Genomic DNA, 15,945 nt, shown 5'->3' with positions numbered 1-15,945 from the left:
ACAGCATCACACTGAGTGCTATTTTTAGTCCGATGCTCTAAAGGTCACAACTCCGGAGACGCAACACACAAAGCCCGCGATGGGAAAACATCGCGGGCTTTGTTGTTCGGGCGGTCATGGTCCGACGGTTCTTGTTTCCGGTTCGCGAAGCGATCAGCCGGAAACCGGATCAATAGCCTGCGAAATACATTTTCGCGGCCTTCGGGAACTCGCGGAAGATCGTATCGTAATTGCTGACATGGCCGTCATGCGCATCGTCGAGCGGCGCGAAGCGCCTGACATAGCGGTTTCTCAGCCGCTCTTCGCCCCAGTCTTCCTCTTCGCGGTCGCGCGTCTGGATGATGATCAGATCGAAATTGTCTTTCTGATGCAGATCCCAAAGCGCATCGCGGATCTGCCGCGCTTTCTCGCGCATATCCTGTTCGTCGGTCTTGTAGAAATAGGCCGTGCGATCGTCGGAGGCGGCATCGCGCAGAAATTTCGTCACGAGATAGTCGATCTTCGCCCGATAGGCCGCCCAGGTCTCCTCGAACTTCGGATCGTCGCGCGGCTCGCCCGTCGTGAAGGGATTGTGGAAGAGATAATCATAGCGGGCGTCAAGCAGCATCGAGTCATGGCTGTGCGGCCGGATATTGGCCAATTCCGCCACGCCCTCGAAACGCGCCCGCAAAAGGCGCAGCAAGGCGCGGCAATCCGTCACGTTCCACGAGAAGAAGCTGGAGCTGTCCTGCTGCAGGACGCGCCGGAACTGGAAGGCGACCTCACAGTTCGACCCGAGCGAAATATAATGCTGATAGCGTCCCGCCACCCCGGGATCTGCCCGCGTTATCGCCTGCGCGCTGCTGGCCCGAGGCCGGAGCCCGGCATTCGCCAGCGCTTCGTCCGCCGCCGTCGACTGGAAAAACAGTTTCTTGAAATGCTCGGAGGCCAGCGCCTTCAGATCGCGCCAGTCCAGTTCGAAATTGTTCCGGTAGGCCTCCATGCCTTCGACGGCGATGTCGGTCACCCGCTCTGCCGGCAGATGGCGCGCGGCGCGGGCATGCTCCCGATAGTAATCGTAGAGATGGCCGTGCAGGTGATCATTGGCGGAAAAGATCCGGTTGGAATATGCAACCCCCGGCAGATTGGCGATCCATCGATACTTGGCCATGCCGGCGCCGACCGGTGCGATGAAGGCATCCGCCATCTGCGACAGGACGATGCTCTCGGCACCCGAACAGTTGATGCTGTTGAGGATCGGCACGCCGGGGTCGAGCCGGTCGATGATCGACTGGGCCATATCGATCTCTTCCTGAACCGACATCAGGGCATGGGTCCAGCCCTGCGACACGCCGGAATTGATGCCGTCGAGGATGAAGCCGATCGCGGGAAATTCCGCGTGAAGCGCCTCCATCATCAGGCGAAGCCCCTCGTCCTGGCCGATCCAGGCCCGGTTGCCGAGACGCAGCGTGACGAGCACCAGCGGGAAGCAGCGCTTGCGCATCGCGCGGGCCTCCTCGATGAGGGCGCCCTTCGCCTTGTCCGCCGCCGCGATCATCACGCGGTTGGCCAGTTCCTCGGTGATGTAATTCGACTTCAGCGTCAGAATGGTCTCGCCGGCCAGGATGCGCAGATCCGCATCATGCTCATTGTCGAGCAGCAGGACCGGCTGCTTGACCTGCTCGGGATAGAGATCGCGGACGTCGCAGATGATCGACAGGTTCCGATAGACCGCCAGCCCATCGGCGTCTGTCCGCTTGGCATAGCGGAAGAAGGGAGACCAGCCCGAGATCGCATTCCAGATGTAATGGCCGATATGGGGAATGACCGGCGCGACCACGTGAATCGTGCCGTCGAAGGCGTCCGATCGCGGATAGGTCAAGGCCGGGACCTGTGCGAAATGGACGAAGAGCCGATGAACGAAGGCGGTGACCGTCTTGGCGCTGAATTTGCTCTCCCGGAAAAACAGGATCGTCCGGAGTTTCGGGAAGATCCAGACCGTATCGGAGAGGTAGCGATCCGCCTCGCACCATTGGGCGGCGACGAAGCTCCTGTCCTCCTGCGGGAAGGCGAAGGCATCGACGCCGACCATGCGCACGGATTGCGCCAGCCCTTCGCCATAGGGATCGAGCGTCACCTTGTAACGGCGGTCGAGTGTGTCGAGAATGTCGCGGATGCGCGGCTTCACGCCGTCATCCAGCCGCCATGCCTTGTCATCCTCCCGCGGCGAGATGGCATCGACATAGGCGTCCGGGCCGGCTTTCAGCCTGTCCAGAAATGCGCCGGACAGGCCGCCGGCGACAAGTGCCGGCCTTGCCTGGTCGAGATCGGACGTGGCGATGACCGTATAGCTGTCCAGCAGCGCGCTCACATCGTCGCGAAGGTCGGAGGGGGCAAGGCGCGCCCAGTCCACCGGACGGCCCGCAAGGAAGTCGACCACGCCCTGGTTGAGCGCCTCGAGCCTTGCATCGCGTTGCGCGTCGCTTTCCGGGTTGAGGCTCCTGGCCACGCGGCCGGACGGGTCGGCATAGCGGACCAGGGCGAAGAGTTCGGGCGAATGGGCATGGGCCAGCCGAAGCGCATGATCCAGCCCCGCCTCGTCGCGCGGCTCCGTCAGATGCAGCAGGTTGACCAGTTCGTAAAGCGCGGAGGCGCGCGCCGGCGACCTGTCATTGGCGGCCCCCAGCGCATCGGCGATCGACTGGAGATCCGCGATGGCCTCGGCCTCCCGGGATTGCCGGCGCGCCGCCTCCTTGAAGGCATGGTAGATGCTGCCCCATTGCGCGGGATGGCGCAGCAGCGCGGCGCGGAAATGGCCATAGCTTTCGGCGCTCCTGGAGAGATGGTCCTGCGCGGCCGCGTGATAGACGAGCAGTTCGGGATGATCGGGATAATGCTGCAGCGCGCGCTGGCCGACAGCCGCGGCAAGATCGATGCGGCCGTTTTCAAAGCTGAGGACGACGGCCTGTCTGAAGGCGTCAAGCTCAGGCTGCGCCAGGAGGTCCGTCAGTCGTGCATAGGCTCTGGCCGCATCGCTCAGCCGCCTTTCGGCCAGCGCTGCCGCCGCCTCGGCACGCAGTGCGTCCGTCGTCATCTCGGTGTCGAAATTCATCCATCATGCTCCGGTGGCAAACGCCGATGTCCACTGAGACGGCGCAGGGCGGCGCGCGTCCTGCCGGTCTTTTCGAACACATCGAGCGTCTTTCGATCGGGCGGCTCGCTCTGCCTCTGGCTGCGCCCGTCTCCTCAGTAAAACGCGACAGCCTCCAGGGGAAGCCGGACCTTTGAAAATGATGATCAGCTCGACATTTGCTCCCAAGCCCTTTTTATCTCGGCCGATTCGATGAACGACCAGACGAAGGCGCTGAAGCGCGCCGGATCGATTTCGAAATCATTGATCTTGCCGTCCGGGCTGCGCTCCACGTCCCGCGTGATGTGGTCGGCCGGGAGATATTCGATCCTGTTGGGCTCCTCGACCCAGAAGCCGGAGCTGTAAAGGTCATAATCGCCGTTGCGGCCCAGGATGAACCGGTTCCCGTAGATGACGCCGGGCAGCCGTCCGACCCAGCATGTTTTCGCCAGGCCCGCCCCCCAGGGCGTGACGAAGATGTCGCACAGATTCACGAGCCGGACCGATTCAGGATAGGTGAGGTGGGCCGTGTCGATCAGTTCGACATTCTCGCGCGTCCCCAGCTCGCGATGCATCCGCTCGAGGAGCTGCGCCTCGACATCGGTGGCGATGGCGGCGTGCGTCCCCGTTTGCTTCTGGCGCTGGGTTCCGTCCAGCACGATGCGCAACAGGCCGCCGTTCAGATGGCGGGTCGCCGTATCGATCAGGCTTTCCAGAAGATCGAACGCGTTGAGACATTCACGATTTCCGCATCGGATCCCGAAACAGATCGACAATGCCGCGGGATCCGCGATGACGCGATCGATCATGGCGTGGTTGTCGATGCGCAGATTGTCCAGAACCTGCTTCGACAGGTTCCTGCCGATGAAGTCGTGGCGCGTCATGAAGGTGACGACCTCGGGGCTTTGCGCCAGATAGCGCGCCAGCGCGTCGACACTGTCGACCAGAACGAACTCAGCCGCCACATCGCTCAGGATGCGCTCGAGATCCCCATGCAGGCAGCGATGTTCATAGCCGAGAACGATGTCGAAGCGGACGCCGTTCTGCACGAAGAAATCGGCCGCGGAGAAGCTGTTCCAGATCTCGTGGCCGATATGCCAGAAGCCTTCGCTGAAGAAGGCGAATTTCTGCGTTGCCCGGCCCGCATCGACCGCTCTCATCTGCTCGATATCGAGATGCGTCACATAATTGCTTGTGGCAACATAGAACGTCCACCAGAGTTCCTGGACGAAGTGCTTGACGGAATAGAAGTATTCCAGATGCTCGAAATCGATGCATTCGTTGAGGAAGTCGATTCGGACCCTCTGGTCGCCGATATAACCCCAATTGGTGCCCAGCCGCGTCCAGAGATAGACAAACGACCCGTCGATCGCTTTCGACCGGATGAAATGCGCACCCCAATTGGTGCAACGAACGGCAAGGGTCTTTCCGAAGGCACGATCCAGGAGAACGCCCGCCTGCATATAGTCGATCGTTTCGGAACATTGGGTTTTTCCCGAGCGCTGGAGACGCCCGTTCAGCCTGGTATGGGATCTGATCGTCTTGCGCATCGTGAAGAAGAAATAGGCGCTGCCGAAGCGAAGCATGTCCGACGCCTGGTAATCGCGCAGCGCATCGGCCGAATGTCTGTCGGGACTGGAGATGAAATTCTTCAGATTTCGAAGAAAATCGAAATAGGCGCTCGCCAGATCGGGATGCGACAGGACATCTGCCTCGAACCGGGCCAGATAGGCTTGCATATCATGCTGTGAAAGAGCCTCTTGAAGGGTGGCTTCCAAGCTCTGACGGACCCGCGACCATTCCTTGAGAGTGTGCTGGATCATAGCGACGGTCGGCATGCGGATCGGTCCTCGAAGCAGGATAGAAGTATCTAATATTCACAATATATTGGTTGCGCGCAGGCAAGGCAATCTGCCGCTCCGCCGAACGGCGGCGCCCGTCCTTGAAAAGTCCATACGCTTGTGCGGCGAATGCGGCAATGTTATGTGCGGCCTCATTGCGCGCGATGCGCGACCGGACGCCTCTGCGCAAGCGATGCTTTCGGCTGGGATCATCAGTTTTCAAACCTGTCTGTGGAGACGGAATTGCCTTTCAAAGTCGCGATTATCGGTGCCGGCTGGTATGGCTGCCATATCGGTTCCTCGCTGGCGAGCCTTGGCTTCGAGGTCAAGATTTTCGAGGCGGAGCGGCGGACGCTGCATTGCGCTTCCGGCAACAACCAGTTCCGACTGCACATGGGCTTCCATTATGCCCGCCATCACGGCACGCGGCAGCAGTCGCGCGACGGGTTCCTGCGCTTTCTCGAGCGCTATCCCGATCTCTCGGCCCCGATCGAGCAGAACATCTATGCCGTGCCGAACCGCGACAGCCTGATGGACTTTCCGACCTACAAGATGATCATGGCCTCCTCGGGCATCGATTTCATCGAGACGACACAGACCAAGCCCTGGCTGGACAATATCAGCGGCGCGGTGCTGGCGGATGAGCGGGTGCTGATGATCAAGCATGCGCGCGAGCATTTCGAGCAGCGGCTGGCCAATATCCTGCAGCTCAATGCGAGGATCACCTCGCTCAAGCGGTTCGACACCCATGTCGAGGTCGATGGCGAGCGCTTCGACTATGTGATCGACGCGACCTGGGGTCACTTCTCCGACATTCCGCGCGACATCTTCTTCGAGCCGACCATGCTGCTCTATTACGAGGCGACGGCGCCGCATCCGGCGATCACGCTCGTGGACGGGCCGCTCTGCTCGGTCTATCCGACGGAGGATCCGTCCATCTTCACCCTGTCGAGCGTGGTGCACACCCCGCTTGGCCAATATGCGAGCTCTCCGGAGGCCTGGGCCAAGCTGCACAGCGTCGATGGCGAGCTCGTGGCGATGAAGCGCGCGGCGATGGAAGAGCAGATCCGGCGCTACGTGCCGCATTTTTCCGACGCCTTCCGCTATAGCGGCGTCCAGCTCGCCATCAAGACCAAGCCGGCCGGCAAGGAAGACGACCGCAGCTGCGCCATCTATCGCGACGGCCGGATGTTCAGCGTGCTCTCGGGCAAGATCGACACGATTTTCTACGCCACGGAGCGGATTCTGTCGCTACTGGAAGAAAACAATTCTAAAGGACCGGTTGCGCGATCCTTCGCGATCCGCGACGACATTCTCATGCCGGGTTTGGTGGGAGCGAGCAAATGAGCGCTAAGACGGGTTTGATCGGTTATACCGGGTTCGTCGGCTCGACGCTGATGCGCAGCCGTGCCTTCGATGCGCGCTACAATTCCTCCAATATCGAGGAGATCAGGGGCCGGCATTTCTCCACACTGGTCTGCGCCGGCGTCTCGGCGGTCAAGTGGCTGGCCAATAAGGAGCCGGAACAGGACAAGGCCGGCATCATCAGGCTGACCGACCCTTTGGAAACGGTGACGGCGGATCATTTCGTGCTGGTCTCCACGGTCGATGTCTATCCCGCGCCCGTCGCCGTGACGGAGGCCGATCAGCCCGATCCGGCATCGGCGCAGCCTTATGGCCGGCATCGGCGCGAATTGGAGCTCTGGGCACAGGCGCGCTTCAAGCGCTGCACGATCGTCCGCCTGCCGGGCCTGTTTGGCGAGGGCTTGAAGAAGAATCCGATCTACGATCTGATCGTCGGCAACCAGGTCGACAAGATCGTGCCCAACGGCGTGCTGCAATGGTATCCGATGCGCCGCTTCGCTGAGGATCTCGACAAGGTCGTGGCGTCGGGACATGAAGTGATCAACGTCGCGGTGGAGCCGATTGAGACGGCCGCCATCGTCGACATGTTCTTTCCCGGGACCGCGATCGGCGCGCCGTCGCCGGCGGCGCCGCGCTACGACATGCGCACGCTGCACGCGCCGCTTCTCGGCGGTGAGGGCGATTACCATATCGACCGCGCCACCATGCTGGGCGAGCTCAAGCGCTTCATCGAAGGCGCAAGGGCATGAAGCTCGGCCTGTCCAATCTCGCTTTCGAGCAGGAGCCGGCCGCGCCCGCGCTGGAAGCGCTGGCGGCCGCCGGCTTTAGCGGCCTCGAGGTCGCGCCGACGCGGATCGCGCCCTGGGACGAGCTGACCGATCAGCGGCTGGCCGATTATGCCGGCAATCTCGCGCGTTTCGGGCTCGGCGTCTCCTCGCTGCAGGCGATCTTCTTCGGCGCCGAGGGCGTGGAGCTTCTGGGCGCGCCCGATGCTTTCGAGCGCATGCGCAGGCATATCCATCTGGTCGGCCGGGTCGGCCAGGCGCTCGGCGCGCGCAGGGCGGTGTTCGGCGCGCCGCGCCAGCGCCGCCGCGGGGAACTCACCGTGGCGCAAGCCTTCGATCTGGGCCGGGAGCGGCTCGCCGACCTGGCCGAGGTCGCCGCGCACTATGATCTGGTGCTCGGGCTGGAGCCGGTTCCGCAGAGCTATGGCTGCGATTTTCTCGATCGCTGGACGCAGATGCGCCAGATGGTCGAGGCCGTCGGCCATCGCGGGCTCGGCATTCATCTCGATACCAGCTGCGTCGAACTCAGCGGCGACAGCATCGTCGAGGCCATCGAGGGCTGTGCCGGCAGGATCGTGCATTTCCATGCCGCCGAGCCGGATCTGCGCGGCTTCGATGCGCCCGTGGCCGACCATCCCGGCGCGGCCGCCGCGCTGCGCGCGCAAGGCTATGATGGCTGGGTGGTGGTGGAAATGCTCGCCGCCAAGGCCGGCGGGCCGGATGCCGCCGCCACGGCCGCGCGCTATGTTCATGGGGTCTACGGCGACCCCGCTTGATCCGGCCCGCCCCGATCCGCCTGCCGCCCGCGGCGGCGGGTTCGCGCGCTTACAGTTGCGCTTGCGCCCGGTTGCGGCGCATATGGCGGCGGGCGACAGCCCGAAAGCAGGCTGCGGGACATTGGCATGGCGCTTGATATCGATCGGTTGAAGCAGGGGCAGCGCTGGCGCGCGGCGGCCGAGGCGCAGGCCGAGCGGGTGGCGGGCGATCTCGACCAGCCGGCGCAATGGGTCCAGCTCGGCCATGCGCTGAAGGAAAGCGGCGCGCTCGACGCGGCGGCATTCGCCTATCGAAACGCGCTCGAGGCCGACGAGACCGAATGGGACGCCATGCTCCATCTCGGCCATCTCCTGCGCAGCCGCGGCAGGCTGGAGGAGGCGCTGGCCCTGTTTGAGGCCCTGGCGCGTCTGCCGTTTACCCCCGCGATCGATCACGAGATCGACGAGCTCACCGTCTTCCTGCATCCGAAAAACCGCCAGGCGGCGCTGTCCTCCTTTCCGCAGGACGCCCCGCAAGCGCCGGAGGCCACGGCCATCGTTGCGCGCCTCAGCGGGCTGCTCGCCGCCCATCGCGCCGCGCAGGGCAGGGGACATAGAGCGCCGCGCGGCTGGGCCCTTGTGCGCTCGCAGGCGGACCGGCTTGTGCGCCTGATGCTCGGCCGCAGTTTCAAGGCAGAGCTGGTGGCCAAACGCGATCTGATCATTCGCGATGGCCGATATGTGGCCCAGACCGATCATCCGCAATTTGCCGTCCGCCTGCCGCGAGGCCTGCCCATGGGCTGGGTCGAGATCCTGTTCGAGGCCCGGGCCGAGACGGCGCGCCTGACGCCCGTGCTCTTTCTCGCGCGCAGGCCGCCCTTTCGCGATGTCCGTATCGTTCCGCTCGAACAGGCGGGCGTTGCCGGCCGCTTCCGCGCCATGTTCCATCTCGACGGGCCGCCGGCGGCGCTCAGGCTCGATCCTCTGCATCGCCGGGACAGTTTCACGGTGACGCAGTTCACGCTTCGCCCGGTCAAGGCAGCGGCGGCACCGGGGGAAGGGGAGGGGGCCGCCGCGGCAGGCGGGACGCCAGCCTTGCCGGCGTCGTCAACCCTCGCCCTAAAGCGCGGCGACAGTCTTTATGCCGCGTGGTTCGCCGAGCAGATGCGCCTCCTGGCCGCCGACGATAGCGCCGGGGCGACAGGCGGGTCGCGCGCGCAGCCCGCTGTCGCGGTGCTGATCGACGGCGCCGCCGGCCCGACAGGACCGGCGGCCGCAAGCCGCCTTTCCCTGCCGGCGCAGCCTTCGGGCGCGATCCGGGTCGATGGCAGCCCGGCGGAGGTGCTGGCGGGGCTTGTCGAAAGCTTCACCCTTGTGCTGCGGCCCGGCGGGCGGCTGGTGCCCGATGCCGTCTTTCGCTTCCGCGCGGCCGCCCGGCGCCATCCCGATGCCCTGCTGTTTTACTGCGACGAGGATTTCAGCGAAGGGGACACGGTCTTCTCGCCGCTGTTCAAGCCGGATTGGGACATCGACCTGCATCTGGCCGCCGATTATGTCGGTCCCTGCGTCATGGTCGCGACCGCGATGCTGAAACGGCTGGCGGACGATCATCCCGAGGCGGCGCTGTTCGAGCTGGTGCAGCGGCTGTTGCTGTCGGCACCGCCGGAGCGGATCGTCCATATCGACGAGGTGCTGCATCACCGTCCGGGCATTGCCGGTAAGCGGCCTGATCTCCGGCAGATCGTCGACCGCAGCCCGGCCGAGCGGGCGCTGATCGAGCGGCTTCTGGGCGAGCGGGACATTGGCCTTGCCACCGATCGCGACGGGCTCGCCCATGTCGTCTATCCGCTGCCGCGCAGCCTGCCGCGCGTCAGCCTGATCATTCCGACGCGCGATCACCTGGCGCTGCTGCGCGGCTGCATCGGATCGCTCGCCACCGGCACGGATTATCCCGATCTCGAGATCGTCGTCGTCGACAATGGCAGCGTCGAGCCGGCGACGCAGGCCTATCTGCGCGATCTCTCGGGCCAGCCGGACCGCAAGGTGCTGCCCGCGCCGGGAGCCTTCAACTTCTCGCGCCTGTGCAATCTCGGCGTCGAGGCGGCGTCCGGCGCTTTCGTCTGTCTCGTCAACAACGATATCGTCGCCATCCGGCCGGACTGGCTGCGGGCGATGCTGCGCCATGGGCTGCGGCCGGATGTCGGCGCCGTCGGGGCGAAGCTGCTCTATCCTTCGGGCCATGTGCAGCATGCCGGCATTGCCGGCGGCATCGGCATGGTCTGCGGCCATGTCTACAAATACGAGACCGCCGACACCGCCGGGCCTTTCGGCATGCTGCAGGTCGCCCATCGCGTCGGCGCGGTCACGGGCGCCTGCCTTCTGGTGGACAAGGCGCGCTACCGGGCGGTGGGCGGGCTGGACGAGCAGGATCTGCAGGTCGCCTTCAACGATGTCGATCTCTGCCTGAAGCTCGAAAGCCAGGGCTTTCGCACCATCCTCGAGCCGCGCGCGAGGCTGCTGCATCTGGAAAGCTTCAGCCGGGGCCGGGATGTCACGCCGGAAAAGCGGGCGCGCTACGACCGGGAAGGCAAGGTGATGATCGCCCGCTGGAAACCCTGGATCGACCGCGATCCCTGGTACAACCGCCATCTGAGCCGGACCCTGGAAAACGGCGCCTTCAATCCCGGCATTGGCGCGCGTCCGCCTGTGGTCTGATTTTGACATTTGCCCCCGCCGGCGCAGATCGAGCATCATGGCGATGCCGCAAGGGCCAGGGCGTTCGCTTGCAAACCCGTGTTGCAAATGCCAAACCTGACCGGATAACAGAGCGGGATGCGGGAAGAACCAGGGCGCCCGGACGCCCTTGTTCGCGTCCCGCGCACGGACAGGGGTGTGATGTGGACGAGGGCATGAAGCTTGACGGCGGCGAGACGCAGGCCCGGCGCGCGGCGTTCGATGTCTCCATCCTCCTGACGCTCAGGGACGAGGCGCGCCATGTCCTGCGCACGCTTCTGTCGCTCGAGGAAGCGGTGGCCTATGCCCGCCAGTCCGGCGCCACCTTCGAACTCGTCATCGTGCTCGATCAGGCCGATCGCGAGACCAGTGCGATCGTTCAGACTTACGATTACGGTGCCTTCGACGGCGCGAGCCTGGTGGAGGTCGGTCACGCGTCGCCGGCATTGTCGCGCAATGACGGCGTCCGCGCCGCCCGGGGAACCCATATCGCCATGGCCGAGGCCGGCGTGCTGGTCTCCTTTGATTTCTACGCGCGCATGCTTGCCGCCGCCGGGGCGCGCGAGCGCCCGGCGATCCTGTTTCCGGACTATGTCATCGGCTTCGGCGAAACCGCCGCGATCGTGAAATTTTACGGGCCGGAGCAGATCGGCATCGGCGATTTCTTCGCGCAGAACCCCTATGACGGTGCGCCGCTGTTCTGCCACCGCAGCCTTTTCGATGATCTGCGGTTTGCCGATGTCGGCGATGACGCGCGCTTTGCCTATGAGGATTGGCACTTCAACAGCGAATGCCTGGCCCGCGGCCACGAGATCCTGACCGTCGCCGGGACCGTCGTCTTCCGTCGGGAAAGAGCGCAGGTCGCGCTTGCGCGGCAGGCGAGGGCCCTTGCCAAACCCGCGGTTCCGCCCAGCCGGCTGTTTCGCCCCTACACCTATCTGCGGCTGACCGCGCCGGCTTTCGACCGCCACCCGCCGGCTGGCGCATTGCCGGCGGCGCTGCCGGCGGAGGCGTTCATGCGCCAGCCCGGCATGGTCGATCTTGTCGCGGCGGCCAACCGGATCGATCCCGGCATCAATCTCGAACGTCTCCTGCGCGGCACGGTCCGGTCGAACCTGCCGGCCGACCGGCAGGCGGCGGAAGCCTATTTCCATCTCTGCCGCGCGGTGGCCGGGCTGCAGTTCACCGACGTCTTTCTGCTGCCCTTCCTGACGGCCGGCGGTGGCGAGAAATATCTGATTTCTATCGCCGAGGCGCTGGTCGATCTGGAGCCGGGAAGCCGCTGCCTGTTCCTCGCCGGGCAGCCCTTCGGCGAGGCGGCCTGGCTCGACCGGCTGCCCGAAGGCAGCATCTTCGTCGATCTCACGACCTTGACGGCCACACCCATCAGCATGGACGCCATCCAGCTGGTTACCCTGCGTCTCCTCCAGAACATCGTCGGCGTCCGGCGCATCCACGTCAAGCATTCCTACTATGGCGACGGCTTCCTGAAGCAGTCGGCGGCGAAGATCGGCGGCGCGGAGATCTATCAATATTACTTCTGCGATCCGGCAGGAGAATTTTTCGGCCAGGACTTCAGGAACGGCTATGCTTTCGACGTGATTTCGGAGGCCGCCGACGTGATCCATGCGATCGTCTCCGACCATGCCCGGCATCTGGCTGACGCCGTCGACCGGATCGGCCTGCCGATCGCCGAAAAGGCGCATGTGCTCTATGCGCTGTGCGAGCCCTTCGCGACGGAGCCCCTGCGCGGGGCGCAGCCACCGCACAAGCGGCTTATGTGGGCCTCGCGCATCGACGGTCAGAAGCGGCCCGATCTCCTGCCGCTGATCGCCCGGCAGCTGGCGCGGGAGCGGCCCGACATCGTCATCGAGGTCTTCGGCACGCAAACCGACGCGCGCTTCGATCCGGCCGCTTTCGACGGGCTGCCCAATCTCGTCCATCGGGGGCCTTTCACCCGCTTCGACGCCCTGCCGCTGGAAGCCTACGACGCGCTTCTCTACACGGCGGCCTATGACGGGCTGCCGAACATCATTCTGGAGGCGGCGGCCGCCGGACTGCCGGTGCTCGCGCCTGATGTCGGCGGGATCGGGGAGTTCATCGATGAGGAGACCGGCATTCTCATCGACAGCCCTGTCGGACGCGAGGCGGTGGCCGACAATTATGTCAAGGCGATCGGGGCCCTTTATGACGGCTGGCCCGAGGCCCTCGAGCGCGCCGCCAGAGCCTCGGACCGGCTGCGCCGGCGGCATTCGCGGGCGGCCTATCGCAAAAGGATCGGCGAGATCTTCAAGCCCGTCTCGGCGCTCGCCGGGCCGCCGTCAGACAGCATCGAACCGTCAGATGGACACCGGCTTTCGGAGCAAGCCGGTTCATGACAGAGCCCTGGAGCGCGCTCGCGGGCGAAGGCCGCGCGCGCTTCTCGCCATCCGGCTCGACATGCGAATAGAACAGAGACTTAAAGCGCGGGAAGCGAATCTGTAAGATCGCGGCGCGCTTTCGTGACCGAATTCAGCAGAGGAATGAGCATGAGCCTCAAGCGTCTTCCCTTCGACAATCCCGAAGTCCCCTATCACAGCTACAACAGCGCGGAGCATGTGGCCCGCTATGCGGCCCTGCGCGATTCTGTCGCCGGCAAGCGGGTGCTGGATGTTGCCTGCGGCGAAGGCTATGGCTGCCATCTGCTGCGCGGCTGGGGCGCCCGCGACGTCGTCGGCGTCGAGATTGATCCGGACGCCGTGGCGACCGCTGAGCGACTCTTCGGCGGCGAGGGCGTGACCCTTGTCGAAGGCGACGCCGAGCGGCTGGAGACTGTCCTGGCCGGTGCCGAGCCCTTCGACGTGATCGTCTCCTTTGCGACGGTCGCCCATCTGGGCAAGCCCGAGGCGTTTCTGCGGGCCCTTCCCGGCCTGCTCGCCGAAGGCGGCATGATCGTCATCAGCTGCCCGAACGATGCGGCCTTTCAGGGCCATCACAATATCTTTCACATCCGCCCCTACAGCTTCGCCGATTTCCGCGAGCTGGCCGAGGCGCAGCTCGGCCCGGCGGATGGCTGGCTGATGAGCACGCCGATCCTGGGGATGATGAATTTCGTCGCCGGCGACGCCTTTGTCGAGGTTCCGCATCACGACCAGATGAGCATGGTCAAGGTCAAGCCGGTGGAGAACGCCGTTCAGATACCGGCCCAGCACAACATCGTCACCACGCAGGACAATTGCGCGGATTATATCGGCGTCTGGGGCGGCACGCTGCCGGGCAATGTCGCGCTCAGCACCCTGTCGGTGCCGGGCTATTTCGAACCCTGGCGGATCATGGGCGCGCTGCGCGCGCGGATGGCCGAGCTGGAAGCCAACCAGAAGACCGGCCCTCTCGAAAGCGAGCGGCTGCAGGCCGTGATCGGCGAGTTCGAAAGGCTGAGCGTCGAATGGCGACAGGCGCAGTTTGAAAGCCGCGACAGCGAGATCGCCCGGCTGAAGAGCCTGTGCGACGGCCAGGCGGAGCGGCTGCGCGCAAGCGCCGCGCGGCAGACGGCCTTGCAGCAGCGGCTCGACAGCCTGCTTCCCGATCCGGCCGCGCCGCAGGGCGCAGCGTCGGCGGATCTCTTGCAGGAGCTTGCGGCGATCCGGGCCACCACCGTGGGCCTGATCGAGAAGAAAGGCCCGCCGCGCGAGCAGGGTCCGCTTGAGGTCACGCGGCTGAGCGTCAAGGCCCGGGAGATGCGCTTCGAGAACGAGGTGCAGCTGCTGCGCAAGCGTCTCGTCAGCGAGGCCGAGCGGGCGCAGCTGGTGATTGCCGACCTGCAGAAGCAGCTCGACGAAAGCCGCCGGCTGATCAACGACTGGTACGTGCCGGAAATCGGGCGCCTGAAAGAGACCGTCGAGACGCATGAAAAGGTGAAGCGCGAATGGTGGGAGCCGCAATTGGAGATTCGCGCCGAGCGCATCCGCGTGCTCGAGGAGGCACTGGCCGCGACGGCGGAAGACAGCGGGGCGGCGGACGAGGCCGCGCCGCAGGAGAGCGGGGCTGCCGGGCGCAGCGATCGGCCGGAGTGACGCGGGCGCGCCAGCCGCGTTCTGGCGCCAGGAGATGGGAGCATCGGAGCGAAAACCTGAAACCGCCTTTCGCTCCGGTTCCCTAGATGTGAGCTTTCAGGAGGTTGTCCATTCGGGGCTAATCGAGGAGACTGGAGTTACCACACCTCAGTTCCTGGATCGCAGGCCCCGAATGAACATCCATAAGAATGCCCGACTGACGCCTTTGCGTCGAGAAGAAATGGCGCGTCTGGTGCTGGCTGGCATGCCGGTTTCCCAGGCCGCCCGCATGTTTGGCGTCTGCGCCAAGATCGTCAGGCGCCGGACCGAGCGCTTCCGGCAAGGCGGCCGGGAGGCCATGATCGACCGCTCGTCGCGACCCCATGCAAGCCCCAGGATGACCGGTCAGGCGCTGGCGGAGCGCATCATCACGCTTCGCCGCCAGCGCCTGACCGGCAGGCACATCGCGCGTGAAACCGGCGTCTCCTGCGCCACCGTCAGCCGCGTGCTGAAGCGCGCCAGGCGGTCGCGCATCAGGGACCTCGAGCCGCCCCAGCCTGTCGTGCGCTATGAGTATGCCGAGCCGGGCGGGATGATCCATCTCGACATCAAGCGCCTGGGGCGGTTCGAGCGCGTCGGGCACCGCATCACCGGCGACCGCAAGGGGCAAAGCAGCGCGCGCGGCGTCGGCTGGGAATATGTCCATGTCTGCATCGACGACGCCTCCCGCATCGCCTTCACCGATATCTTCCCCGACGAGAAAGCCGTCAGCGCAATTGCCTTTCTCAGGGCAGCCGTCGCTTATTATGCAAGCCTCGGCGTCACCGTCACGCGCGTCATGACCGACAATGGCTCGTGCTACAAAGCCAGGGACTTTGCAAAAGCCTGCAAGGCGCTCGGGCTCAAGCATATCCGAACCAGACCCTACACGCCCAAGACCAACGGCAAGGCTGAACGCTTCATCCAGACAGCCTTGAAGGAATGGGCTTATGCTCGCTCCTATCCCTCCTCCGAGCACCGTAAAATGAATCTCCCCGTGTGGAACCACATGTACAATTGGCACAGGCCACATGGCAGCCTAAAAGCACAAACCCCTATCAGTCGCCTCGCTCTCACCGGGGACAACCTCTTGACGCTCCACACCTAGAGCATCAGACTGAAAGTTGTACGCAGTGCGATGCTCTCGATTTTTGTTTTTGCATCGGCTTTTTCCGAAAACTGGTTCCCACGTTTCGTTCCGATGCTCTAAGGCGCGTTGACATTCATTTGAGCCGAAGGTGTGCCGCGCGCAGGAAGATCCAGGCCATGAAGCTGACGTCCGTCTTG

Annotated in this window: 9 protein-coding genes; 7 read left to right on the top strand and 2 right to left on the bottom strand. The window is 64.6% G+C overall.

Annotated elements, in window-relative coordinates:
- Positions 1–169: 169 nt before the first annotated feature.
- Positions 170–3,091 (bottom strand): tetratricopeptide repeat protein, encoded by a 2,922-nt coding sequence (locus BJF92_RS26185; protein WP_245294871.1) that lies wholly within the window; start codon positions 3,089–3,091, stop codon positions 170–172.
- Positions 3,092–3,276: 185 nt separating this feature from the next.
- Positions 3,277–4,947: a hypothetical protein gene (locus tag BJF92_RS22755; RefSeq protein WP_075637057.1), complete on the bottom strand. Its 1,671-nt coding sequence runs from the start codon at positions 4,945–4,947 to the stop codon at positions 3,277–3,279.
- Between the two features lie 246 nt (positions 4,948–5,193).
- Between BJF92_RS22755 and BJF92_RS22750 the strand changes: the two genes are divergently transcribed.
- The 7 genes from BJF92_RS22750 to BJF92_RS22720 all read left to right on the top strand — a co-directional run bounded on the left by BJF92_RS22750 (position 5,194) and on the right by BJF92_RS22720 (position 15,766).
- The gene (locus BJF92_RS22750) at positions 5,194–6,297 is read left to right on the top strand and encodes an FAD-dependent oxidoreductase (RefSeq protein WP_075637056.1); all 1,104 of its coding nucleotides are present in this window, start codon (positions 5,194–5,196) and stop codon (positions 6,295–6,297) included.
- Positions 6,294–7,064: a hypothetical protein gene (locus BJF92_RS22745; RefSeq protein WP_075637055.1), complete on the top strand. Its 771-nt coding sequence runs from the start codon at positions 6,294–6,296 to the stop codon at positions 7,062–7,064. The genes BJF92_RS22750 and BJF92_RS22745 overlap by 4 nt, the downstream gene beginning before the upstream one ends.
- Entirely contained in the window at positions 7,061–7,876 is an 816-nt protein-coding gene (locus BJF92_RS22740; protein ID WP_075637054.1) for a sugar phosphate isomerase/epimerase family protein, read from the top strand. The genes BJF92_RS22745 and BJF92_RS22740 overlap by 4 nt, the downstream gene beginning before the upstream one ends.
- A 126-nt stretch (positions 7,877–8,002) precedes the next feature.
- The gene (locus BJF92_RS22735; protein ID WP_075637053.1) at positions 8,003–10,570 is read left to right on the top strand and encodes a glycosyltransferase; all 2,568 of its coding nucleotides are present in this window, start codon (positions 8,003–8,005) and stop codon (positions 10,568–10,570) included.
- A 194-nt stretch (positions 10,571–10,764) separates the two neighbouring features.
- Positions 10,765–12,966 (top strand): glycosyltransferase, encoded by a 2,202-nt coding sequence (locus BJF92_RS22730; protein WP_143524164.1) that lies wholly within the window; start codon positions 10,765–10,767, stop codon positions 12,964–12,966.
- 150 nt (positions 12,967–13,116) lie between these two features.
- On the top strand, positions 13,117–14,640 hold the full coding sequence (locus BJF92_RS22725; RefSeq protein ID WP_075637051.1) for a class I SAM-dependent methyltransferase: 1,524 nt from the start codon (positions 13,117–13,119) through the stop codon (positions 14,638–14,640).
- A 172-nt stretch (positions 14,641–14,812) separates the two neighbouring features.
- Positions 14,813–15,766 (top strand): IS481 family transposase, encoded by a 954-nt coding sequence (locus BJF92_RS22720; RefSeq protein ID WP_075637050.1) that lies wholly within the window; start codon positions 14,813–14,815, stop codon positions 15,764–15,766.
- Positions 15,767–15,945: the final 179 nt, after the last annotated feature.

The organism is Xaviernesmea rhizosphaerae (assembly GCF_001938945.1).
Lineage (GTDB): Bacteria > Pseudomonadota > Alphaproteobacteria > Rhizobiales > Rhizobiaceae > Xaviernesmea > Xaviernesmea rhizosphaerae.
Note: the sequence above shows the minus strand (reverse complement) of the source record. Positions and strands in the feature narration are given on the sequence as shown.

Coding starts and splice junctions, on each gene's coding strand:
- BJF92_RS26185 (WP_245294871.1), bottom strand. CDS start 3,091: ATGAATTTCGACACCGAGATGACGACGGACGCACTGCGTGCCGAGGCG.
- BJF92_RS22745 (WP_075637055.1), top strand. CDS start 6,294: ATGAGCGCTAAGACGGGTTTGATCGGTTATACCGGGTTCGTCGGCTCG.
- BJF92_RS22730 (WP_143524164.1), top strand. CDS start 10,765: ATGAAGCTTGACGGCGGCGAGACGCAGGCCCGGCGCGCGGCGTTCGAT.
- BJF92_RS22725 (WP_075637051.1), top strand. CDS start 13,117: ATGAGCCTCAAGCGTCTTCCCTTCGACAATCCCGAAGTCCCCTATCAC.
- BJF92_RS22720 (WP_075637050.1), top strand. CDS start 14,813: ATGAACATCCATAAGAATGCCCGACTGACGCCTTTGCGTCGAGAAGAA.
- BJF92_RS22755 (WP_075637057.1), bottom strand. CDS start 4,947: ATGCCGACCGTCGCTATGATCCAGCACACTCTCAAGGAATGGTCGCGG.
- BJF92_RS22740 (WP_075637054.1), top strand. CDS start 7,061: ATGAAGCTCGGCCTGTCCAATCTCGCTTTCGAGCAGGAGCCGGCCGCG.
- BJF92_RS22735 (WP_075637053.1), top strand. CDS start 8,003: ATGGCGCTTGATATCGATCGGTTGAAGCAGGGGCAGCGCTGGCGCGCG.